This is a genomic window from Corallococcus sp. RDP092CA (assembly GCF_041903675.1).
Classification (GTDB): Bacteria; Myxococcota; Myxococcia; order Myxococcales; family Myxococcaceae; genus Corallococcus.
Map to the genome: position 1 here is coordinate 24,441 of NZ_JAYESI010000043.1, position 22,796 is coordinate 47,236.

General features: G+C 72.6%; 16 protein-coding genes. 8 read left to right on the top strand and 8 right to left on the bottom strand.

Features of this window, described 5'->3' with window-relative positions:
• Positions 1-143: 143 nt before the first annotated feature.
• The 4 genes from U8525_RS31300 to U8525_RS31315 all read left to right on the top strand — a co-directional run bounded on the left by U8525_RS31300 (position 144) and on the right by U8525_RS31315 (position 5,526).
• Entirely contained in the window at positions 144-1,022 is an 879-nt protein-coding gene (locus U8525_RS31300) for a hypothetical protein (protein ID WP_374270379.1), read from the top strand.
• 218 nt (positions 1,023-1,240) lie between these two features.
• Complete coding sequence (locus tag U8525_RS31305) at positions 1,241-2,089, top strand: carboxypeptidase regulatory-like domain-containing protein (protein ID WP_374270380.1); 849 nt, start codon at positions 1,241-1,243, stop codon at positions 2,087-2,089.
• 149 nt (positions 2,090-2,238) lie between these two features.
• Positions 2,239-4,215 carry a sensor histidine kinase gene (locus U8525_RS31310; RefSeq protein WP_374270381.1) on the top strand — a complete coding sequence of 659 codons (1,977 nt, stop codon included), beginning with the start codon at positions 2,239-2,241 and terminating at the stop codon, positions 4,213-4,215.
• 165 nt (positions 4,216-4,380) lie between these two features.
• Positions 4,381-5,526: a Fic family protein gene (locus U8525_RS31315; protein ID WP_374270382.1), complete on the top strand. Its 1,146-nt coding sequence runs from the start codon at positions 4,381-4,383 to the stop codon at positions 5,524-5,526.
• On the opposite strand, the gene U8525_RS31320 is transcribed toward U8525_RS31315, so the two are convergent.
• Together U8525_RS31320 and U8525_RS31325 are read right to left on the bottom strand one after the other, a co-directional pair.
• Entirely contained in the window at positions 5,523-6,563 is a 1,041-nt protein-coding gene (locus U8525_RS31320; RefSeq protein WP_374270403.1) for a TolB family protein, read from the bottom strand. The two genes, U8525_RS31315 and U8525_RS31320, sit on opposite strands and share 4 nt — an antisense overlap.
• Positions 6,564-6,639: 76 nt before the next feature.
• Positions 6,640-8,256 (bottom strand): N-acetylmuramoyl-L-alanine amidase, encoded by a 1,617-nt coding sequence (locus U8525_RS31325; RefSeq protein WP_374270383.1) that lies wholly within the window; start codon positions 8,254-8,256, stop codon positions 6,640-6,642.
• A gap of 433 nt (positions 8,257-8,689) precedes the next feature.
• Between U8525_RS31325 and U8525_RS31330 the strand changes: the two genes are divergently transcribed.
• A complete protein-coding gene (locus U8525_RS31330) occupies positions 8,690-9,427 on the top strand; it encodes a metallophosphoesterase (RefSeq protein WP_374270384.1) in 738 nt (245 codons plus the stop codon).
• 170 nt (positions 9,428-9,597) lie between these two features.
• Positions 9,598-10,179, top strand: a complete 582-nt coding sequence (locus U8525_RS31335; protein ID WP_374270385.1) for a DUF2378 family protein — start codon at positions 9,598-9,600, stop codon at positions 10,177-10,179.
• Positions 10,180-10,243: 64 nt separating this feature from the next.
• Here U8525_RS31335 and U8525_RS31340 read toward each other — a convergent pair whose 3' ends face one another.
• Both U8525_RS31340 and U8525_RS31345 read right to left on the bottom strand, forming a co-directional pair.
• On the bottom strand, positions 10,244-11,257 hold the full coding sequence (locus U8525_RS31340; RefSeq protein ID WP_374270386.1) for a hypothetical protein: 1,014 nt from the start codon (positions 11,255-11,257) through the stop codon (positions 10,244-10,246).
• Positions 11,258-11,651: 394 nt separating this feature from the next.
• Positions 11,652-13,499 carry a potassium transporter Kup gene (locus U8525_RS31345; RefSeq protein WP_374270387.1) on the bottom strand — a complete coding sequence of 616 codons (1,848 nt, stop codon included), beginning with the start codon at positions 13,497-13,499 and terminating at the stop codon, positions 11,652-11,654.
• A gap of 332 nt (positions 13,500-13,831) precedes the next feature.
• Between U8525_RS31345 and U8525_RS31350 the strand changes: the two genes are divergently transcribed.
• Entirely contained in the window at positions 13,832-16,402 is a 2,571-nt protein-coding gene (locus U8525_RS31350) for a GAF domain-containing protein (RefSeq protein WP_374270388.1), read from the top strand.
• Here the strand turns inward: U8525_RS31350 and U8525_RS31355 are convergent.
• The 3 genes from U8525_RS31355 to U8525_RS31365 all read right to left on the bottom strand — a co-directional run bounded on the left by U8525_RS31355 (position 16,399) and on the right by U8525_RS31365 (position 20,108).
• Complete coding sequence (locus U8525_RS31355; protein ID WP_374270389.1) at positions 16,399-17,415, bottom strand: hypothetical protein; 1,017 nt, start codon at positions 17,413-17,415, stop codon at positions 16,399-16,401. The genes U8525_RS31350 and U8525_RS31355 overlap by 4 nt on opposite strands.
• A gap of 8 nt (positions 17,416-17,423) precedes the next feature.
• Positions 17,424-17,966, bottom strand: coding sequence for a hypothetical protein (locus U8525_RS31360; RefSeq protein WP_374270390.1), 543 nt, complete (start codon positions 17,964-17,966; stop codon positions 17,424-17,426).
• A gap of 117 nt (positions 17,967-18,083) precedes the next feature.
• Entirely contained in the window at positions 18,084-20,108 is a 2,025-nt protein-coding gene (locus U8525_RS31365; protein ID WP_374270391.1) for an alpha/beta fold hydrolase, read from the bottom strand.
• A gap of 337 nt (positions 20,109-20,445) precedes the next feature.
• Between U8525_RS31365 and U8525_RS31370 the strand changes: the two genes are divergently transcribed.
• Positions 20,446-21,933, top strand: a complete 1,488-nt coding sequence (locus tag U8525_RS31370) for a DUF4397 domain-containing protein (RefSeq protein ID WP_374270392.1) — start codon at positions 20,446-20,448, stop codon at positions 21,931-21,933.
• A gap of 2 nt (positions 21,934-21,935) precedes the next feature.
• Here the strand turns inward: U8525_RS31370 and U8525_RS31375 are convergent, their stop codons facing one another.
• The gene (locus tag U8525_RS31375; protein ID WP_374270393.1) at positions 21,936-22,607 is read right to left on the bottom strand and encodes a hypothetical protein; all 672 of its coding nucleotides are present in this window, start codon (positions 22,605-22,607) and stop codon (positions 21,936-21,938) included.
• Between the last annotated feature and the right edge of the window lie 189 nt (positions 22,608-22,796).

A 22,796-nucleotide genomic window follows, 5' to 3' on the forward strand; every position in this document is an offset into this window, starting at 1 on the left:
CGGAGGTCATATCAGGCGGGCCCCTCCCCTTCCCGGCGGGCGGGCGCCCCGGATGAATTAACGAGGCGTCCGGCCGTCGGGGAGGGCGTGAGGTTGCGGAGCGGGACGCTTTGAGGGTCCACTTCCGCGCCAGGAGACCCATCATGAACCGCTTGCTCGCCCTGGTCGTCCCCCTGGCCCTGCTGATGGGGACGGGCTGTGTCGTCGAGGCCCACTCGCATCGCCCTGTCCGCCGCGTGGCCTACGTCGCTCCCGCCCCCGTGGTGGAGTACCGGTTCGCCGGCGCGCACCCCATCCCCGACGACTACGGCGGTGGCTGGTGCCCGGAGGACTACGCCCACGTCCACGACTACCAGCCGCCCACGACGTCCTACGTCTACACGGACAACGTCTACTACTACCGGGGCCCGACGGTGGTCTGGTACTGGGACTACCACCCCATCCCCGGCGGCGGTTACTGCAACCTCCACGGCCGCCACCAGCACGACTTCTACCCGCACGGCTCCTGGGGCGCGGGCTACTCCTACGACCGCGGCAGCGGGGGCTACCGCTGGAGCAACAGCCACCAGGCCTCCCCGGTGGCCTCCGGCCGCAACAACATCGCCCCCTCGCGGCCCGCGCCCGCGCCCGCTCCGGCCCCCGCCCAGCAGGGCCGCAACCCGCCCCCGGGCGGCACGGGCACCGGCGCCCGTCCTCCCAGCGGCGCCGGCTGGGGCCGCGGCAACGTCGCTCCCTCCAACAACGCGCGGGACAATGACCGGAAGGACAACGACCGTGGCAACAGCGGCGGGTGGAACACGCCGGCCAGCAAGAGCCGCGACGACGACAAGGACAACAACCGCGGCAGCAGCGGGAGCAGCGGCCGGAGCAGCGGTGGCTGGGACACCTCCGGTAGCAGCAACGGCAGCAGCGGCAGCAGTGGCCGGAGCAGCGGAAGCAGCAGCGGCAGCAGCGGCGGCGGGTGGAACACCGGCAGGGGCTCCGGTTCCTCCTCCTCCGGCAACAGCGGGTCGCGCTGGTAGGCGCTCCGCTTCCACCTCCCTGGCGTGACCCGCGGCACCAGGCGTGGCCTTCCGTCCCAGGCGGAAGGCAGGCTCCCGGTGCCGACGTGTTTTCAACACCCGGAGGGCCCGGGGTCCGGGGCGGACGGCCCGCGGGCGCGGCGGGGCGTCATGCAGGGGACGGACGGCGCCGGGGGACGGATTGCGATCACCCCCGGCCGTGAAGATGTTGCCGCTCGATGAAACACTACATTCGGGCGGCGGGTGGGGCCGTGCTCGGGCTGCTGGCGGTGGCCTGTGGCGGCGGCGGATACACACCAGACCCTGGCGTGCGGACCGAGGACGCCGAGGCGGTGGACCTGGAGAACCTTCGCATCCTCGTGAGCGGCGAGGCGCGCGTGTTTCCCGAGGCCGAGGGCCTGGCCTCCGCCCCCGCGTCACTCACTGGAATGGCGCTCACCGTGGAGGAGCCCCTGCGCGTGGCCGTCAACGACTCGGCCGCCACCTTCGCCACCGGCGAGGTGTCCGAGGACGGCGCCTTCCGCATCCCCGACGTGCCCGTGCGCGACGTGCACCAGGGGCTCGCGGTGGGCCTCGAACACGAGGGGCTCGTGCGCAGCACCACGCTCGTCTACGACACGGCCTTCACCGGCACCCGGCCGCGCACGGACATCATCGACGCGCACGCCTGGGCCCTGCCCACCGCGTTCGTGGAGCAGCTGGGCGCCGCCGTGGGCGCCCAGCGTCTGCAAGGTCACACCGGGGACCCCTCGGCCACCCTAGCCTCCGCGGGCTTCGTGCTGGGGCGCGTGGTGGACCTGAACGGTCAGCCGGTGAGCGGCGCGCGCGTGGCGCTCGACCGCGCCGAGCTGGCGGACCGCGTCTACTACCCGTCAGCGGACATGGGCTCCGTGAGCACCACGGGGACCGCGGCGCACGGGCTGTTCCTCTACGTGCACGCGGGCGCCGGGGTCTCGTCCTTCCAGCTGTCCGTGGAGGGCGCCGGGTCCTACGTGCCACGCAACATCGACGTGGGCCCCGGGCTGGGCGTGGTGCTCACCGTCTACCCGGGCCGCTACGCGCCCTGACCAACCCTGGACAGGTCCGACATCCCCGCCTAGGAAGGACATCCCCCCAACCCTGGCGTCCCATTGCCTGGCGGCCCCCTGTGACGTGATGTTGTGGCAGGATGCAGGGCTGGCGTTCCGGGGGGACGCGGATGATGAGCGGCCGATCCATGCCACGAAGCACGGCGTTGGTCCGTGCCCTTGCGCGCAGCTCCGCGGTGGCCGCCTGCCTGGTGGGGCTGCTGGTGCTGGTGGGCTGGGCGCTGGATGTCATGGTCCTCAAGTCCATGGGCGCCGCGCTCCCCGCCATGCGCCCCAGCGCCGCGCTGGGGTTGATGCTGGGCGGGGCGGCACTGGGCCTGCGCCTGCCGGCCTCGCCCCACCGCGCCCGCCACCGGCTGGGCACCGCGCTCGCGCTGGCCACGGCCCTGGTGGGCGCGGCGAGCCTCGTGGACGGCGTCATCACCGGCGGCAATGGCGGCCTGGACGCGCTGTTCCTGCGCGCCCTCGGCGAGGACGGCTTCGTGTCTCCTGGCGCCGAGTCGTCGCCGCTGACGGGGCTGTGCCTGATGCTGCTGGGCCCGGCGCTGGCGCTGGTGGACCGGGGCCACCCGCAGCGGCTGTCGTGGTCGGACGCGCTGGTGGCGCTGGCGCTGATGGCCGCGCTGACGGGCCTCAACGGCTTCCTGCTGGGCCCGCTGGTGACGCCAGCGGCCGCTCCGTTCTTCCAGGAGCGCAGCATGGGGCTGCACACCACCTGCGTGCTGATGCTGCTGGCCATGGGCACGCTGTGCGCCCGGCCGCAGCTGGGGCTGATGGCGCGGCTCACCCGGGACACGCTGGGCGGCTTCGTGGCGCGGCGGCTGGTCCCGGTGACGCTGCTGGGGCCGCCGGTGCTGGGGCTGACGCTGGTGCTGATCCACCTGACGGGCGGGCTCAGCCACGACGCGAAGCTGCCCCTCTTCGCCACGGTGGTGGCGGCTGGCGGCGCCACGCTGGTGCTGCTGGCGGCGCGGGCCCTGGACGTGCTCGACCTGGAGCGCAGGCGGGCCACCGCCGCGCTGGAGTCCTCCGAGGAGCGCTTCCGCACCTTCCTGGACACCGCGCCGGACCCCATGGTGGTGGTGGACGCCACCGGCCGCGTGCGCTTCGCCAACGCGGAGGCCGAGCGCGTCTTCGGCTACCGCCGGGAGGCCCTGCTGGGTCGCGATGCGGGGCTGCTGGTGCCGGGGGGACTCCAGGGGGGGCCGTCCGCCACCGGTGAGGGCCCGGAGCGCGCGACCGGCGGACGGCTGGTGACGGGCCAGCGGCAGGACGGCACCCGCGTGCCGCTGGAGGTGCGGCTGAGCCCGCTGGAGGGCGCGGACGACGCCACGCGCATCGCCATCCTGCGCGACGTCACCGAGCGCCGGGACCTGGAGAAGCTGCGCGAGGAGTACGTGGGGCTCATCTCCCACGACCTGCGCAACCCGCTGAACACCATCAACCTGCGCGCCCACCTGCTCCAGCGCGCGCTGCACGAGCGGAAGCTGGAGCGCGAGGGTCACATGGCCCAGGCCATCATCCACAACGTGGAGTGGATGAGCACGATGATCGAAGAGCTGCTGGAGGGCTCGCGGCTGGAGTCCGGCCGGGTGAGCCTGCACCGCGAGGCGTGCGACCTGGGCCGCTTCCTGGAGGCGGTGCTGGAGCGAGACGTGCCGCCCGACGCGCGAGAGCGCTTCCGGCTGCACCTGGCGGATCCGCTGCCGCCGGTGCCCATGGACGCCGCGCGGCTGGAGCGCGTGATGACCAACCTGCTGACCAACGCGCTCAAGTACAGCCCCAAGGGGACGCCGGTGGACGTGCGCCTCTCCGTCGTGCACGACCACGCCGTGGTGTCGGTGACCAACCAGGGCACGGGCCTGTCGCCCCGGGACGCGGCGCGCCTGTTCGACAAGTACTACCGCACGGAGGACGGCCGCCTGCAGGACGGCAAGGGGTTGGGCCTGGGGCTCTACATCAGCCGGCTCATCGTGGAGGCCCACGCCGGCCACATCTGGGTGGAGAGCGAGCCGGACCGGGGCGTCACCTTCTTCTTCAGCGTGCCCCTGCAGCTTCCCGCCGCCTCCCCGGAGGCCAAGCCGCTGCGCCAGCGCGCCAGCTAGCGCGGCACGAACCAGCTGAAATCATTATGGAAAGGGCTTGTTAAAGGCCGCTTTCATTGGCGCTGACCTTATTTAAGCCAAGAGCGTTTGACTTAAACAGGCTCCATTCGAATGCTGAGGCGCATGACTGACGCCTCACCCGCGCCTTCAAGGATGGGCCGGTTCGTGGAGACCACCGCCGCCGGCGAGCTCGTGCGGTCGTTCGTCCCGCCGCCCCTGCCGCCAGTCCCCTCCATCGACGTCCTGGGCCTGCTGGACCGACTCGGCCGAGCCGAGCGAGCGCTGGGTCGGCTCGACGGAATCACGGTGCTCCTGCCGCACCAGGAGCTGTTCCTCTACATGTACGTGCGCAAGGAGGCGGTGCTGTCGTCACAGATTGAAGGGACGCAGTCGACCCTTTCCGATCTGCTCCGGTTCGAGACCGAGGCCCAGGAGGGGCAGCCCATCGACGACGTCCGCGAGGTCTCCAACTACGTCGACGCGATGATGTACGGGCTCGAGCGGCTCGAGGAGTTGCCGCTCTCACTCCGGCTGATCCGCGAAATGCACGCACGGTTGCTGCAGAGCGGACGCGGTGGCACCAAGGATCCCGGCGAGTTCCGCCGCTCGCAAAACTGGATTGGAGGAACCCGGCCCGGAAATGCGCTGTACGTCCCGCCCCCGGTGACGGAGCTCGACGGTTGCCTCGGGGACCTCGAGGACTTCATGCACGAGGAGAAGTCCCGGCTGCCAGCCCTCATCAAGGCGGGGCTCCTGCATGTGCAGTTCGAGAGCATCCATCCCTTTCTCGACGGCAATGGCCGCATCGGCCGCCTCCTCGTGACGCTCTATCTGTGCGTCCAGGGCGTGCTCCGCAAACCGCTGCTCTACTTGAGCCTCTACCTGAAGACGCGCCGCGCCGATTACTACCGGCTGCTCCAGGAGGTCCGCGAGCGGGGCGCATGGGAACCCTGGCTCGAGTTCTTCCTGGAGGGCATCGAGCAGACCGCGAACCAGGCGTTCGAAGCGGCCACACGAATCGTGGAGCTCTTCAAGCACGACCGGGAGCGCATTACCGCGGAGAGCCAGCGCGCCAGCTCAGCGCTCCGTCTGCACGAGCTGCTGCAGACACAACCGTACCTGACGTCGAATCAGCTCGTCGTCCGGACCGGACTGACCGCTCCCACAGTGAACGCGGCGCTCGTGGACCTGGAGCGTCTAGGCATCGTGGAGGAGGTCACGGGGCGCAGGCGGGGCCGCGTCTTCGCGTACCGCGGCTACCTCGCCATCTTGAACGAGGGGACGACTCCCCTGCAGGGAAGCAGGGCCTAGCGCGGCACGAACCAGCGCGGCAGCCAGTCCGCGCCCTTCGCCGTGGTGAGCCGCGTCTGGCCGGTGCCATCCGCGCGCATGAGGTACAGGTCGGTGTCGCCGTCGCGCTCCGACACGAACACCAGCGCCTTGCCGTCCGGGCTCCACGCCGGCATGTCGTCGCGGTGCTGGCCGTCCGTCAGCGCCACCGGCGCGCCGCCCGCCACGGCCGCCACCCAGATGCGGCTCCTGCCGTCCGGCAGCCTCGCCACGTACGCCACGCGCTTCCCATCCGGGCTGAAGGCCGCCTCGCGCTCGTCGCCCGCGAAGCCCTCTCCGGACACCGCGCGCAGGTCCGCGCCGTCCGCGCGCGCCAGGTACAGGCGCTCCTTGCGCTCGCGGTTGCTCACGAACAGGAGCCACTCGCCGTCCGGGCTCCACTGCGGCGTCCGGTCCTCCATGTAGAACGTGGTGACGCGGCGGGGCTCGCCCGTGCCGTCCGCGCGGTAGACGTAGATCTCCGGATCCCCGTCACCGCTGCACACGCACGCCACCTCCGTGCCGTCCGGGGACACCGCGGGCTCGAAGCAGCCCTCCTTCACGTGCGTCAGCCGCGTGTCCACCGCGTTCGCCTCGGGCAGCACCCGCACCACGTCGCTGAAGCCCTGCGCGTCGGACTCCACCACCAGCCACGTGCCGTCCGGCGCCCAGCTCGCGTTGCGCGCGCGGGGCCGCGGCGGGTGCAGCGCCACGGAGGGGCCTCCCGCCAGCGGCTGGAGCCGCAGCTGCTGGAAGACGCGCCCGTTCGCCTCGCCCGACGCAATCACCAGCAGCGTGCGCCCGTCCGGCGACGGCGGGCCGGGGTACTCGTCCTCCGGCGCGGAGGTGACCCGCGTCTCCTCGCCCGCGGGCGTCACCCGCCAGACGTCCTTCTGTCCCGCCCGCTCGGAGAGGAAGACGATGGTGCCCGGCAGGGCCCGCCGCTCCGCCTCCGACAGGGCGCCGGGCGCCGGGGCCGCGCCGCCGCAGCGGCCCTGGCACCCCATGGCGCCCAGCAGGGCGAGCACGGCCCACCCCCACCGCGCCCGCGAGGGCCCGGAACGCGCCTTCCGTCCAAGGCCCTCGCGCCTCACGTCAGCGAACCCGGACGGCGTCGGCCATGACCACGTAGCCCGCGGTCGTCCAGCGGCTCAGCTGCACCTTGTTCCAGCCAGCGGAGAAGCTGTACGTGCCGAGCTGCACCCACTTGCCGCCGTTGACCTGCTGGTTGACGGACACGCGGCCCACCTCGGTGCCCGCCGCGTTGTAGGCGATGAACGGCGCCGTGGCGGAGCGGTTCGTGCCCGCCACCCACCACGCGTCGATGGTGCGCGTCTGCGCGGTGGGCAGGTAGAACTCGAACGAGGCCGGCGCGGAGACGGCCTCCGTGGACGCGTAGTAGTAGCCGCTGCCGTAGTAGCCGGCGCTGGTGCCCGCCGTCCACGATCCCGTCAGCGAGAAACGCGCCTTGGACGCGTCGTTGTTCGCGCTGTTGCTGTCGATGATGATCTCACCCGACGGCGTGGACGTGCCGCAGTAGCTGTTGATCTTGCTGATGTACGACGACCACGGCCAGTTGGGACCCGGGTCCGTGCGCGTCGCAGGCTGCAGCCTGCCGTGCGCCACGATGTGGTAGCTGTCCTTGACGATGGCGTTGTCACGCGCGATGTCGCACGACAGCTTCGCGGACGCGTCGATCTGCCCGGCCGGGAAGGACGTCTGGCTGGCGTAGCCGCCGTGCTCGATGCCGATGGTGAAGTGGTTGGCCGACACGCCGTTGAGCCAGCACTCCTTGCTGCTGTTGTTCGCGCAGTCGTAGGTCGCGCCGATGTGCCAGGCGCGGTTGGCCTCGCGCACCAGCTGGGAGACCTCCGAGCCGCTCTCGTTCACCACGTAGTGCGCGCTCACCTGCGAGGCGCTGTTGGTGAGCCAGCTCCAGCAGGACGAGTAGCTGCCCTCGCAGGTGTGGATGATGATCATCGACGGGTCGCCCGTGCTGCCCGAGGGACGCGAGTTGTAGTTGGGCGACGCGCGCCACACGGCCGGGCTGTAGTCCGGTCCCGCCGCCATGGCGCGCACCTGGGGACGCGCGAACTTCGCCTCCACCTTCACCGGCTCCAGCGACGCAGCCACCGACCCGTCCTGGTTGAGCGCCACCGCGCCCTCGTTGAGCACGCCGTACACGCCGCGGTGCACGTGCTCCGCCTGGGCCTCCGGCTGGGTGATGCCGCTCAGCTGGGCCACCACCGGCGCCCACGCCGCCAGGTCCCCGCGCTCCACGTTCGCGTCCGTGGCCAGCTGCGACAGCCGCGCCGCGCCCGCGCGCAGGTTGGACAGCGCGTCCGTGCGCGCCGCCTCCACCGTCACGCCCGCCAGCGCCGCGCCCTGCTCCAGGTCCTCACCGCGCAGCGCCATCAGGCCGAACGCCGGCTGCTGGCCGGGGAACTCCTCCTCGCCCCGCACCATCTGCCAGCGCGTCTCCGCGTAGGAGACCGCCTTGAGCAGCTCCGCCGGGACGTTGAACTCCTGGGCGGCCTGCGCGAACAGCGGGTCCAGCTCACGCGGCAGCGTGCTGCCGGCCGTGTCCGTGGAGGGCTGCGACGGCGTCTCGGCCGGAGGGGCCTCCTCGGTGGGCTGCTGCGCCTGGGGACCGCACGCGGACAGCACCAGGGCGGCGGCCGCCGCCGCGAGGGGATTGCGGAAGATTGACATGAGGGACTCCAAAAGTCGGGGAGGGACTCCACGGCCCGCCCCCGCTTGCCCACGGAGACGGCTGGAGCCGCCTCCCCAGCACCATGCGTGCCAGCCGCCTCCATCCCGTCACCTTCGTCCAGTTTTCTTCCGCGACCGGTGCATCCATGCTCCACCCCGCACGAAACGTGCGGGGTTCCGGGCGACCTCAAACACCTGAAATCACGGAATTACACACATGGCGGGGCCGGCCGATTTCACTCAAGGTCCGGCATGGTGCATGGATGCCGCACTGCCGCGTTTCAGGACATCCATGACGTAACGGTTTGTTACATCATTTCTTGTCTTAATCACTCTTTGAACCCTTGGCGGACCGCGGCGGCAGGCCGTCCAGGCGCGCGCCGCGCTGGAAGGGCCGACATGGGGGCGGGCCATCCGCTATGACGCCAGCATCATGCGGCTCTTCGGCATTGGCGACACGCACCTGCCCTCCACCCGGCAGAAGGACATGCACCGCTTCGGCTGGACGGACCACCCGCTCCCCCTTCAGCGCGCGTGGGATGAGCGGGTGCGGCCCGAGGACGCGGTCATCGTCGCGGGCGACATCTCCTGGGCCACCCGCCCCCACGAGGTGATGGAGGATCTGGCGTGGCTGGACGCGCGGCCCGGCCGCAAGGTGCTGGTGCGCGGCAACCACGACTACTGGTGGGGGGACTCCGCGTCCAAGCTGCGCAAGCTGCTGGAGCCGTTCCGCACGCTGGAGGGCTTCCTGCACAACAACGCCGTGGTGCTGGGGCCGTGGGTCATCGCCGGCTCCCGGCTGTGGACGGCGCCGGAGGCGCCGCCCATGCCCGGCGGGGAGATGGGCGACGAGCAGGGGGACTCGGGCTACGTGGAGCGCGAGACGCGCCGGCTCACCACCTCCATCGAGGACGCGCTCAAGAAGGAGGCGGCCCACCCCACGCCGCTCACCCGCGTCGTGGCGGTGCACTTCCCGCCCGTGTACGCGAACGAGCGGGCCACCGCCTTCAGCGCCCCCATCGAGGCGTTCGCCCCCAGGGTCTGCGTGTACGGCCACCTGCACTCGAGCGGCATCCCCGCGGGCTTCACCGGGGAACGCGCGGGCGTGCGCTACGTGCTCGCGTCCTGCGACGCGGCCGGCTTCGCGCCGGTGCTGCTGGACGAGCGCTGACGCCCGCCCCCCGCCGGGAGGGAGCCCCCTGGACCTGCCGCGTCGGCCCGGGCACCGGACATGGGAGGTCGGAAGGGGAGGTGCGACGCCCGGTGAAGCGCTTTGTCGACAGGTGAAAAGGGGCCGTTAAGCTGGCGCCGGGTTCGCCCGTGAACCAAGGAGTGGAAGTCATGCCGTCGGACAAGGCCGAACTCGCCGCCCGGATCGCCACCCTCCAGCAGGGGGACTCCATCCGTGGGCTCATCTTCAAGTCCGTCTTCGGCCTGGTGCAGCAGCACGCGGGCGCCATCGGGATGGAGAAGCTGCGCGTGGGGGAGCTGAACCACGACTACGCGGAGCTGCGCTCGTACCCGGCGCGGGAGTTCCTCACGCTGCTGTACAGCGCGGCGGACCTGCTGGAGGGCGCGCTCGGCCCCCAGGACGCGGTGTTCCACGCGTGCGGTGAGGTGAGCATCACCCGCTACTCCACCGGGCCGGGCATGCTGGTGTTCGGCATCATCTCCCGGGGCGACCCCCAGAAGCTCTTCGCGGGCGCGCAGATGGCGTACAGCGCGGCGGTGTCCTACGGCAACCGCGAGTACCTCACGACGGGGCCCAAGTCCGGCACCCTGCGCATGCGCCGGGACATGATGCCGCCCGCGTACCACGTGGGCATCCTCACCGGCTCGCTGAAGGTGTTGGGGCTGACGGGCAAGGCCACCGCGAAGCCGCAGGGCATCGACCGCGTGGACTACGAAATCGAGTGGGCCTGAAGCGGGACGCGGGGCCGCGCGTCGCCAGCGCCTCGGGCGCGCCGCCGGGAGGCTCCGGCGGACCTCAGTCGACGCGGGTGTAGGTCACGTCCAGCTGCGCCACCACGCGCTCGCCCACGGACGCCCAGCAGGCGAAGGTGTGGTCCGCGCCGCGCACGTGGGTGCGGTGCGCGCTGAACACCACCGTCTGGCCCGCGTAGGCCAGGCTGTCCGCGGACAGCTTCACGTCCCGGGCCACGAAGCGGGCGCCGGGCGCGTGCTCCAGCGCGCGGCCAAGCGTGGTGGCCATGCGCGTCATGCCGCCCGCGACGACGGCCACCGGCATCACCGGGTGCATGGCGAAGTGGCCCTTGCACAGCTCCGGGGTGACGGTGAGCGACGAGCGCATCAGGTCGCCCTCCATCCGGAAGTCCTGGAGCTCCAGCGGCTTGCTGTACGGGTTCTGCCGCAGCTTCGCCCACTCCTCCGGGGTGCGCTGCACGGTGTCCGCGGGGCGCGGCGCGCGGCGCATCTCCTGGCGGGCCTCGCCGAACAGGCGGGTGAAGGCGGCGGCGGACAGCACGTTGTAATCCACCTCCAGCTTGAACAGCGGCGTGCCGTCCGAGTCCGACAGCAGCGTGCGCGCCGTGCAGGTGCGCTTGCCGGTGTACTCCGCCTGCGCCAGCGCCCAGAGCATGTCCGTGGCGCGCTCCTGCGGGGCCGGCTGCAGCCACTGACCGCGCGCCGCGCTGGCCAGGTAGAAGTGCTGCCCGTCCTTGGGCGCCACCAGCGCCGCGCCGCACGAGCCCAGGATGGCCAGGTGCCGGCCCGCCTCGCCCAGGCCCAGCGGCATCGCCTCCGCGTCCGTCGCCATCTGCACCGGCACGCGCGCCACCACCTCGCCCGGCAGCACCGTCACGTCCTTCAGCGCGAAGTACGGATCACGCACGCAGATGCGCGGGTACAGCTCCTGGGCGCTCAGCACCGTGTACGGCGCCGCCTCCGACAGCGCCATCCGCGGCTCCGCCATCCACGGCATGACGGACTTCGCCGGGGAGACCGGGGACGACGCGGGGGCGGGGGCGATGGCCTGGAGCATGGGGCTGACCTCGTTTCAGACGCCGGGTGCCGGGGGACACCTGGCCGCAGGGTAACCAAGTTCTGTTACGACGGAGCAGGATTTTTTCTGCCCCGCGAAAAGATTCTCGATTTGTCGGCGAAAGTGTTGCTGCCCCGCCATATTTTTCTGTCTGAGCAGGAAAAAACAGGGGCGAGCGGTGCAATTTGAAGCAGGTGAGCCCCTGCGTAAAGGGCTGAGTAGCACCTGCCGTCCGACGCCAATGGGTCATAACCACCCCTCCCCTGAGGACCAGACCCATGTGTTTTCAGGGAGTTACGAGACGGGATAAACCTCAAGCCCGGTAAAACACGCGCAGTGCGGGCTGAATAGTTTCTCTACTCGTGGGGTGAAGTCCTGGTGCGGCATGCCCGGCTCACAGCTCCACCTGGCTGCCCAGCTCCACCACGCGGTTGGGCGGGATGCGGAAGTAGGCGGTGGCGCTGCGGGCGTTGCGGCTCATCCAGGTGAAGAGGGCCTCGCGCCAGACGGCCATGCCGGGCTTCTTGGTGGGGATGAGGGTCTCCCGGCCCAGGAAGAAGCTGGTGCCCATCAGCTGGAACTGGAGGCCCTTCTCCCGGCAGCGCTTGAGGATGTCCGGGATGCTGGGGTTCTCCATGAAGCCGTAGCGGGCGACGACGCGCACGAAGCCCTGCTCCAGGGGCTCCACCTCCACGCGCTCCTGGGCCACGACGTGGGGAATCTCCTCCGAGATGATGGTGAGGAGCACCACCTGCTCGTGGAGGATCTTGTTGTGCTTCAGGTTGTGCAGGAGCGCGGGCGGGGTGCCTTCCGGGTTCCCGGTCATGAAGATGGCGGTGCCGGGGACCCGGACGGGCGGGTGGTCCCCGAAGCTGCCCAGCAGGTCCTTGAGGCCCAGGCTGGCCGCGCGCAGCTTGCCGGCGAGGATGTCCCGGCCGCGCTTCCAGGTGGTCATCAGCGTGAAGATGCAGACGGCGAGCATCAGCGGGAACCAGCCGCCGTCGGCGATCTTCGCCGCGTTGGCGCCGAAGAAGGCCACGTCCACCACCATGAACAGGCCCGCGATGGGCAGGGCCACGGCGCGGCGGACGCCCCAGCGCTCCCGGGCCACCACGTAGGCCAGGACGGTGGTGATGCCCATGGTCGTCGTCACCGCGATGCCGTACGCGGCCGCCAGCCGGCTGGAGGAGCCGAAGCCCAGCACCAGCGCGATGACGCCCACCAGGAGCGCCCCGTTGATGCCGGGCAGGTAGATCTGCCCCATCTCCTCCGCGGACGTGTGCACCACCTCCATGCGCGGGCAGTAGCCCAGCTGCATGGCCTGGCGGGTGGTGGAGAAGGAGCCGGAGATGAGGGCCTGGGACGCAATCACGGCGGCGGCGGTGGACAGGGCCACCAGCGGGTACAGGGCCCAGTCCGGGGCCAGGAGGAAGAAGGGGTTGCGGGCGGCCTCCGCGTGGCGCAGCAGGAGCGCGCCCTGGCCCAGGTAGTTGAGCACCAGCGACGGCAGCACCAGCATGAACCAGGCCCGCCGGATGGGCCCCGCGCCGAAGTGGCCCATGTCCGCGTAGAGCGCCTCGCCCCCCGTCACCACCAGGATGACGGCGCCCAGCACCAGGAAGCCGTGCCACCCGTTGTCGAGGAAGAACTGCACGCCGTGCACGGGCGACAGCGACCAGAGCACCGCGGGGTTGTGCAGGAGCTCCTTCACGCCCAGCACCGCGAGCACCAGGAACCACACGCTCATGAGCGGGCCGAACACCGCGCCGATGCCGGCCGTGCCCTTGCGCTGCACCATGAACAGCAGCAGCAGGATGACGAGCGAGATGGGGATCACATACGGCTGGAAGACGGGGGTGGCCACGCTCAGGCCCTCCACCGCGCTCATCACGGAGATGGCCGGGGTGACGACGCCGTCGCCATAGATGAGCGCCGCGCCGAAGATGCCCAGGGTGATGAGCACCGGCCGCGCGTGGTGCGCCTGGCCCCGGGGCCGGTGCATCGCCAGCGCCATCAGCGCGAGGATGCCGCCCTCCCCCCGGTTGTCCGCGCGCATCACGAAGATGATGTACTTCACCGACACCACGATGATGAGCGACCACACGATGAGCGACAGCACGCCCAGGACGTTGGCCGGCGTCGGCGTGACGCCGTGCACGCCGGTGAAGCATTCGCGCAGGGCGTAGAGCGGGCTGGTACCGATATCTCCGAAGACGATGCCCAGCGCGCTCAGGGCCAGCATCGCGATGCGTTTGGAAGAATCCGGCCCCTCCGAAGGGGCGGCCGGTGACTCCGAGGGTGCGTTCACCGCCCCCGCTTTAGCCGAACCCGGGCCCACCGCAACCGAAGCCGTGACGCTCCTTTGCTTTCCAACCGCCGCAGGTGCTCCCATGTGCGCGCGTGGGCGCCCTGCCCTCGGGGGTGGGGGGCTCCGGAACGAGGCGGGTGCCCGCCACCAACGCTTCCGGGGAGTGGGTGTCGAGCATCCACAGAAATCAGGGATGGCGGGACCTGAGACGCAGAGCGCGATGGCCCCGTGCGTGCTCCCATGGGCGCGCAACGGGGGGACGTGGCATGACCAGGGTCGCATCCAGGCTGGAGGAGGCGCGGCAGTACGGGGCGCGGCTTCCGGAGATTGAAGAGCGGCTGGCGCTGCTGGCGGAGGCCTCGCGGGTGCTGGCGGACGCGTCGCTGGAGCCCCCGGCGGTGATGGAGCGGCTGTGCGGCCTCGTCGTGCCGCTGCTCGGCTCCGCGTGCGCGCTGCGGCTCCTGTCGGAGGACGGGCTGTGGCTGCGCACGGTGGCGTCGGCGGCGGAGGTGCCGGAGGCGCGCGTGCGGCTGCAGGCGCTGTTCACCCAGCGGGTGCGCGCGGACGAGGGCGTGGCGGCGGAGGTGCTGGACACGGGCGAGGCGCAGTCGGTGGAGGCGGTGCTGGTGCTGCCGCTGAGGGCCCGGGGCCGCCCGCTGGGGACGCTGACGGTGTGGCGGGAGGCGCCGGAGCCGGCGTCGTTCGAGTCAGGGGAGCAGCTGTTGTTGCAGGAGCTGGCGGACCGGGCGGCGCTGGCGCTGGACGTGGCGCGGGCCTACGCGGCGGAGCGCCAGGCGCGGCAGGCCGCGGAGGTGGCGGCGGGGCGGCTCGCGCGGCTGCAGCACGTCACCGCGGAGCTGTCGGAGGCGCTCACCGCGGCGCGCGTGGCGGAGGTGGTGCTGGAGCAGGGGCTGACGGTGGCGGACGCGCGGGCCGGGGCGCTGTGGGGCGTGGAGCCAGAGGCGACGAGCGCCACGCTGCTGCGCTGCGCGGGCTGCACGCCGGACGCGGCGGAGCGGCTGAAGCGGATGCCCCTGGCGGGGGACTCGCCGGTGGCGCGGGTGCTGCGCGAGTCGCGGCCGGTGTGGCTGGTGGAGGAGGACGCGCTGTCGGGGCAGGAGCGGCCGGCGACCTCGTCGGCGTGCCTGCCCCTGGTGGCGGACGGGCGGGCGCTGGGGGCGCTGGTGTTCACCTTCGGCCAGCCGCACGGGTTCGACGACGACGAGCGGGCCTTCCTCCAGCTGGTGGCGCACCACGCGGCGCAGGCGCTGGCGCGGGCGCGGCTGCTGGAGCGCGAGCAGCGGGCGCGGGCGGCGCTGCGCGAGGCGCACGGGACGCTGGAGGCCATCATCCAGGCGAGCCCCACGGCCATCATGCTGCTGGACCCGGACGGCACGGTGCGGCTGTGGAATCCGGCCGCGGAGCGGATGCTGGGGTGGACGGCGGAGGAGGTGCTGGGGAGGGTGTTGCCGGCGGTGCCGCCGGAGCACTGGGAGGCGTTCCGCCACGGCCTGGAGCGCGCCACGCGGGGCACGGTGCTGGACGGGGTGCCCCTGGCGGCGCGGCGGCGCGACGGGGGCGCGGTGCAGGTGGCCATGTGGACGGGGCGCGTGCACCCGGCGAGCGGCCCGCCGCAGTGCCTGAGCGTGATGGTGGACATCACCGAGCGCCAGCGCGGCGAGGCGGCGCAGCGCTTCCTCGCGGAGGCCGGCGGCGTGCTGGCGGGGAGCCTGGAGGAGGAGGAGACGCTGGAGCGCGTGGCGCACCTGGCGGTGCCGCAGTACGCGGAGGCCTGCGGCGTGTTCCTGGAGGACGAGTCCGGCGGCGTGCGCTGCGTGGCCACGGCGGGCCGCGAGGGCGGCGAGGTGCCGCCGCCGGGGCTCGCGGTGGTGGCGCGGGTCATCCAGTCCGGGAGGCCGGAGTCGCGCTCGGGGCTGTCGGAGGTGGATCCGTCGAGCGCGCGGGCGGGCGGGACGTGCGCGTACCTGTGCGTGCCGCTGCGGGTGCGGGGGCACACGCTGGGGGCGCTGACGTTCGTCACGTCGAAGCGGGCATACGACGCGCAGGACCTGGCGCTGGCGCAGGAGCTGGCGCGGCGGGCGGCGCTGGCGCTGGACAACGCGAGCCTCTACCGCGACGCGCGGGACGCCATCCGCCTGCGCGAGGAGTTCCTCTCCATCGCGAGCCATGAGCTGAAGACGCCCATCAGCGCGCTCCAGCTCCAGGTGCAGAGCCTCCAGGCGGGGCTGGCGCGGTCGGGGGCGGGCTTCGACCCCGAGCGGCTCAAGCGCGGCCTGGAGCGGGTGGACCGGCAGGTGAAGCGGCAGACGCTGCTGGTGAACGACCTGCTGGACGTGTCGCGCCTGAGCGCGGGGAAGCTGGAGCTGGTGCGCCAGCCCCTGGAGCTGGGGAGCCTGGTGCGCGAGGTGGCCGAGCGCTTCGAGCCGGAGTACGCGCGCTCGGGCACGCCGCTGGAGCTGGCGCTGGCGCCGGAGGTGCGCGGACAGTGGGACCGGCTGCGGTTGGATCAGGTCTTCACGAACCTGCTGTCCAACGCGCTGAAGTACGGGCGGGGCAACCCGGTGCGCGTGTCCCTGGAGGCGAACGGCGACCGGGCGCGGCTGCGGGTGCGGGATGGGGGCATCGGCATCGCGAAGGAGCACCTGCCGCGCCTGTTCCACCGCTTCGAGCGCGCGGTCTCCGAGCGCAACTACGGCGGCTTCGGGCTGGGGCTGTGGATCGCCCGGCAGATCATCGAGGCCATGGGCGGCTACATCGAGGTGGACAGCGTCCTGGGCGAGGGCTCCACCTTCGTCGTGGAGCTGCCGCGGGGCTAACGGCGGACGGCGGGGAGCCCCTCCGCGATGAAGCCGCAGCCCCGCTGGGGCTCGCGGCGGTGGAGGGCGTGGCAGCGCTCGGGGGCGGGGCAGTCGGCGTCGAGGGCGCAGGGCTCGAAGCAGTAGCCGCTGGTCTCGTCGCAGGTGAGGCCCTTGGCGCAAGGGGTCCAGTCGTCACAGCGGGCGCGGCACTCGAAGGCCTCCGTGTCGAGGGTGGGCTCGGCGAAGCCCCGCAGGCAGTCCTGGTTGGCGGCGCAGGGCTCGGCGTCCAGGCACGCGGGGCCCACGAAGGGGCGGCAGCTGGGCACCTCGTCCGAGCCGTCCGTCCCGCAGCGCTCGCCCGGGGGACAGGCCCGGTCGCGGCAGCTGGGGACGCAGGCGCCCCGGACGCGGTAGGGGTTGGGGGCGCACTCGGTGCCGGGGGCGCAGGTGTCCGGGTCATGCACGTCGCATGGGGGGCCGCAGAACCCCTGGAGGCAGAGGAGCCCGGGGGCGCAGCGGCCCTCGGGCGCTCGCGGGTCCCCCGCGCACCGGTCCCCGGCGCGCAGCGCACCTTGGGGGACGCAGCGGCGGAGGACCTGGCCCGACGCGGACGTGTCCACGAGGTGGCACGTGTCGGAAGGGGCGCAGTCCGACGCGTCGTCGCAGAAGCGGTGCAGGGGCTGGCAGTCGCGGAAGCCGAAGTCCGGGTGGCGCGCGCACACGGTGTCGGCGGGGCACGCGGCATCCGCGTCGCAGCGGTCCTCGCAGGCGAGGGAGCCCCGGGAGTCCGCGTGGCAGTTGGTGGGGACGTGGGTCAGCCGGACGCCGTTACTCAACACCGTGACGCCGGGAGGCTCGCGCCCCGCGCGGTCCGGGTCGTCACCGGCCTCGATGATGAGGTGGGCGCGGGCGTCCGACAGGTCCGCCTGCGCGGTGAGGTCCGGCCCGGGCCACGCGAGCCACACGCCCGTGCCCACGGCGGTCACGAGCGCGAGGAGGGCGATGAGGAGGCTGAGCCTGCGCGGGGTCACCGCGAGGCTTATAGCGCCAGGAGCAGCAGCGACGCCTGCTCCGTGGGCGGGGCCGCGAGGAAGGCGTCCGGCAGCGTGATCTCCGTGGGCGGCGAGGACGCGCGGTCGCAGCTGCGCGGCCCCTCGTAGGTGCGGCCCGGCTCCTTCGCCTTCAGCCGGTACGTGCAGTCGCGCACGTACACCGTCAGCTCCCGCGGAGACAGCGTCAGGTTGGCGGGGCGCCCGTGGAAGCCGCCCTTCGCCTTCAGCGCGTCACCCTCCTTCTTCACGTCCAGGTTCACCACCGAGGCCCCGATGTTGCCCCTCACCTTCTCGTCCCCCAGGCTCAGCGCCACCGGGGCGTCCGCCACGCGGCCGCGCAGCTCGCCCGGCAGCCGGGACACCTGGAACGCGGGGCCCGTGACGTTGTCCGGCGTCATCCGCAGGTTGAACTGCGTCCGCGCGACGTTGAAGGACAGCTGGTCCTGCTCGGCCCCCGCCCACGCGCCGCCCACCCCCGCGAGCACCGCCAACAGTCCCCCCCAACGCAACGACTGGCTGTAGCGCTTCATGGTCACGCCCCTTCCGGCCCTCCGGCCGCGCGGAGACGACTGCCTCCACTCCCTCAATGTGCAACGCCTCCGGGCCGCCGCCATACCGGCGGCGGCCCGGTGCGCGCGCGGTGGAGGCTACTTGCCGCCCGCCTGCCCGGCCGCCGGGCCCAGCAGGTGCTTCTCGAAGAACATCAGCGCCGTCAGCTGGGCCAGGTCCCGGTTGGTCTTCTTCTGGAACCCGTGGCCCTCGTCCGTGGCCAGCAGGTACCAGACGTCCGAGCCCTTCTTGCGCACCGCCTGGACGATCTGCTCCGCCTCCGACTGCGGCACGCGCGGGTCGTTGGCCCCCTGCTGCACGAAGAGCGCCGCGCGGATCCGCTCCACCGACCCCAGCGGGGAGATGCGCTCCTGCACCTGGCGCACCGCCGGGTCGCGCTCGTCGCCGTACTCCGCGCGCCGCAGGTCCCGCCGGTACGCCTGCGTGTTCTGCAGGAACGACGGCAGCGACGAGATGCCCACCACGTCCACCGCCGCCTTGATGCGCTCCGGGAAGAACGCCGCCGTCGCCAGCGTCATGTAGCCGCCGTAGGAGCCGCCGTAGATGCCCACCCGCGACGCGTCCAGCTCCGGCCGCGAGGCGACGAAGTCCAGCGTGGCCCCGATGTCCGCCAGGCTCGCCTCGCGCTTCACGCCGTCATCCATGGCGCGGTACGCCTTGCCGTAGCCCTCCGACCCGCGCACGTTGGGCAGCAGCACCGCCAGCCCCAGCTCCGCCACCATCAGCTGGGTCATCGCGCTGAAGGAGGGCTGGCTCTGCCCCTCCGGGCCGCCGTGGAACACCACCACCACGGGCACCTTCCCCTTCGCGTTCCTCGGCACGTACAGGAACGCCGGCACCTTCACGCCGTCCGTGGACGGGTAGCGCACCAGCTCCGGCTCCACGAACGTCTCCGGATCCAACCCGCCCACCTCCGAGCGCGTCCAGCGCGTGGCCTTCTTCGTGCCCAGGTCCACCGTGAAGACGTCCAGCGGCACGCGCGCGGACGTCAGCGAGAACGCCACCCGGTCCGACCGCTTGTCCGGGAAGCGGAGCCGCGAGATCACCCCGCGCGGCGTCTCCACCGGCGCCAGCGCCTGCGTGCGCGTGTCCAGCAGGGCCAGCTTGCCGAAGCCCTCCTCGTTGAAGGCCACCGCCAGCTTGCGCCCGTCCGGGGACAGCTCCAGGTCCTGCACGTTCCAGCGCACCGACTTCGTCAGCGACGGCGCCGCGGCCGGGGGCGCGCCCGTGAGCGGCAGCCGGTACACCTCCGAGAAGTCGCTGTAGCGGTCCGTGGCCACGTACACGCCCTGCCCGTCGTGCGTGAAGACGGCGGCCTCCACGCTGCCCTTGCCCTCCTTGGGCGTGAGCTGCGTGCGCGCGTTCGTCTTCAGGTCCACCACGCTCAGGTCCGCGTCGTCCGCCGCGCGGAACTGGCTCACCAGCAGCTTGGAGCTGTCCCGGGAGAACTCCACCGGCGCCCAGCTGCCCTCCACCTCCGTCACCCGCCTCGCCTGCCTGGGGTCCGACGTGGGCGCCACATACACGTCGGTGTCCTTGCCGTTGCGGCCCGTGCCCGAGTACGCGAGCCAGCGGCCGTCCTTCGACATCACCAGCTCCTCATGCCGGCTCTTGCCGTCCGTCAGCAGCTCCGAGCGGCCGGTGCGCCGGTCCAGCCGGAACACCTGGAAGAACTCTCCGCCGCCCGTGTCCTGCAGGTAGAAGACCACCTGCGGGTTGCCCGGCAGGAAGCGCGCGCGGTTGATGGGCTCCTTCGTGAAGGTCAGCTGGGTGCGCGCGCCCAGCGGCATCTCCACCACGTGCAGCTGGTTGACGTCCGCGAAGCGCGTGGAGATGAGCACCTGCCGTCCATCCCCGCTCACGTCCAGCAGCTGCGCGGAGCGGGACTCCAGGTACTGCTGCGCGCGCTGGGAGAGCGCGGGCGGCACCGGCGGCACGCCGCTCGCCCACAGGTTGGGCAGGCCGGGCAGCGGGGCGATGCCGGGGACGGCGGACGGGGCCTTCGCGGCGGCCGGCGCGGGAGGAGGCGCCTTCGACGGCGCGGGCGCGGGCGTCTGCGCCGCGAGCAGGGACACGATGAGCGGAAGGGACGCGAGGGTCATGGTGCCACCGACCCTACCAGCGCCATCGCGTCCCCCGGCACCCACGCGCGCCGTTCCCACCGCCCCGCGCGATGACGCGTGTTGAACACGGGCTTGGCCCGCGAGGCCACCTGCCTCGATGCCGCGGCGCGGCGGCCGGGTAGCGCGCACGCGGGGTCTCCCTGGAGCCTCCCCGCCCGTGATGCCCGGGACTTGCGACGTGCGCCGGTGCACAACGTCACGGGCGGACAGTGGCCCTCGCGTGGGGGTTCGCCGGCCTGGAGGTGATGCCCACCCTTACCCCTGTCGACATCGGCGCCGAGCCGCGTCCGCGGCCCGCCGAGGAGGGGACTTCGACATGGCCTGGATGCGGGGGAAGACACTGCTCGTCGTCGCGCTCACGTCGCTGGGGGCGCTCGCGCCCGCGTGCGGAGGCGGCTCGGCGGAGGACTCCGAGACGCCGCCCACCCAGGACGGTCCGGTGCTCGTCCCGCCCACGCAGGCGCAGCTGCGCCTCGTGCAGGCCGCGCCGGGCTCGCCCGCGATGGACGTCTACCTCGCCGGAGACCCCACGCCCGTGGCCCGGGCCGTGGCCTATGGCGCCACCACCGCCTACCTCACGCGCGACGCGGGCGCCGTCACCGTGGAGCTGCGGCCCACGGGCGCGGCGGCCAGCTCGCCGCCCGTCCTGTCCCAGCGCGTGGGCATGGAGGCGGGGACGCGCTGGACGGTGGTAACCGCGGGCGCCTTCGGCTCCACGGACGCCAGCGCGGCGATGCGCACGCTGCTCCTGCGCGACAACACCGTGCCCGCGGACGGCGGCCAGACGCGCGTGCGCATCGTCAACGCCGGCACGGACGCGCCGACGGTGGGCGTGGACCTGGGCAATGACGGCTCGGTGGAGGTGGAGTCCCTCGCGCGCTTCCAGGACTCGGGAGAGGAGGCGCTGGCGCTGCCCTCGGGCGCCGCGTTCCAGGTGGGCCTGCGCGCGGACGGCCAGGCGCTGACGTCGTTCACCGTGCCCGCGGCCGGCTCCGGCACCGACACGCTCATCGTCGCCACGGGCCTGATGTCCGCGCCCGCGCGCGCGGGAGACGGCTTCTCGCTGCTCACCGCGGGGCGCGACGGCACGCTGGCCATCCTCCGGCAGGACCCGACGGTGTACGTGCTGCACGCGTCGCCGGACGCGCCCGCGCTGGACCTCTTCGCCAGCGACCGCGAGCTGTCCGGCGGCCTCGCCCATGGCGCGCTGACCTCGCCGCTCCAGGTGCCGCCGGGCGCGTACACCCTGGACTTCTTCGCCGCCGCGCCCGGGACGGAGCGCCCCACGGGCGCGCCGGTGGTGACGGTGACGACGCCCACGCTCGTCCCCGGCGAGCGCTACCTGATGGTCGCCGCGGGCTACCTCGCGCCGCCCCGGCCCGCGGCGGCGCCCTTCACGCTGCTGCCCCTCACGGAGCGCTTCGCGAGCGACCCCACCAACCTGCGCCTGCGCTGGGTGCACGCGGCGGCGGACACGCCCGCCGTGGACGTGGGCCCGCTGGGCTCGGAGCGCCGCGTGTTGCCGGACGCGCCGTTCCTCGACGTGCCCTTCGCCTCCGCCACCGCGCAGGACGGCCTGCCGCTGCCCTCCGGGAGCACCGTCACGCTGGGGGTGGTGCCGTCCAACGACGCCAACCGCGCGCCGCGCACGAGCTTCTCCGTGACGCCCCAGCCGGACACGCGCGCCTTCGCCGTCGCCACCGATACGCCCGGGGCCGCGCCCGGCAACTGGGACCTCCAGCTCCTGTGGGTGGACGCCACCCGCACGCCGTGGACCGTGAGCCCGCAGGCCCACGCGCCCTGACGTCAGAAGGCCCAGCCCAGGTTGACCACGATGCGCTGGGTGAGGCGCCAGCTCGACTCGTGGACCCGCGTCGTGCTCGCTTCACCCACGGGCCCCAGCAGGGCGCCGATGTCATAGGAGTTCGCCTCACGCCGGGCACCCAGGCCCACGCCGCCCTGCACCGTGAAGCCGGGCTCCAGCACCACGCTGTAGCCCAGGATCGCCGTTCCCCCCAGGGACCAGGTGTCCGAGTTGTTGTCCAACAGCGAGGCGCCCACGCCCTCGCTCTCCGGCACCCGTGAGTAGGAATTCCCGCCCACGGCCACCTCCAGGCGCGGGGACAGCCAGAGGCCCTGGGGCGCCCGGCCCGTCAGGTAGAAGCGCACGCCGGGCGCCAGGCCGAAGTGATAGGTGGTGGAGTCGTAGCCCAGGGCGGTGCTCCCCCCAACCACGTCCTGCCGCGACCGGTTGTGGGTGAGGGCCGCGAACACGCCCAGACCCACCGAGAAGCGCTCGCCCAGCACGCGCTCGCCCTCGAGCGACACCTGGCCGTCGAGGCCCTGGATGGGGAGGGACACCGTCACCACGTTGTGCCGCTCCACCGGGAACGACCCTGTCGTGATGCCCTCCTCCGCGAACGCCACCGCTGACACCAGCGCCAACGACACCCCCAGCTTCCACTGCGCTGCGACCATCGGATGAACCCCCGTCATGAAGCCGGACCCCCAGGGCCCGCCGTGCCGGAAGACGCCCATGGCAACCGCTGTGCCAGCCGCCCCCAGAGGGAGCGACGCGCCGGTGGCGTCCCATCTCGTGACACCGTGTCCCAGCGGCCGGAGCACGCGTGTCATCGTGTCACGGAAGCGTGAGCTTCATATCCCAGC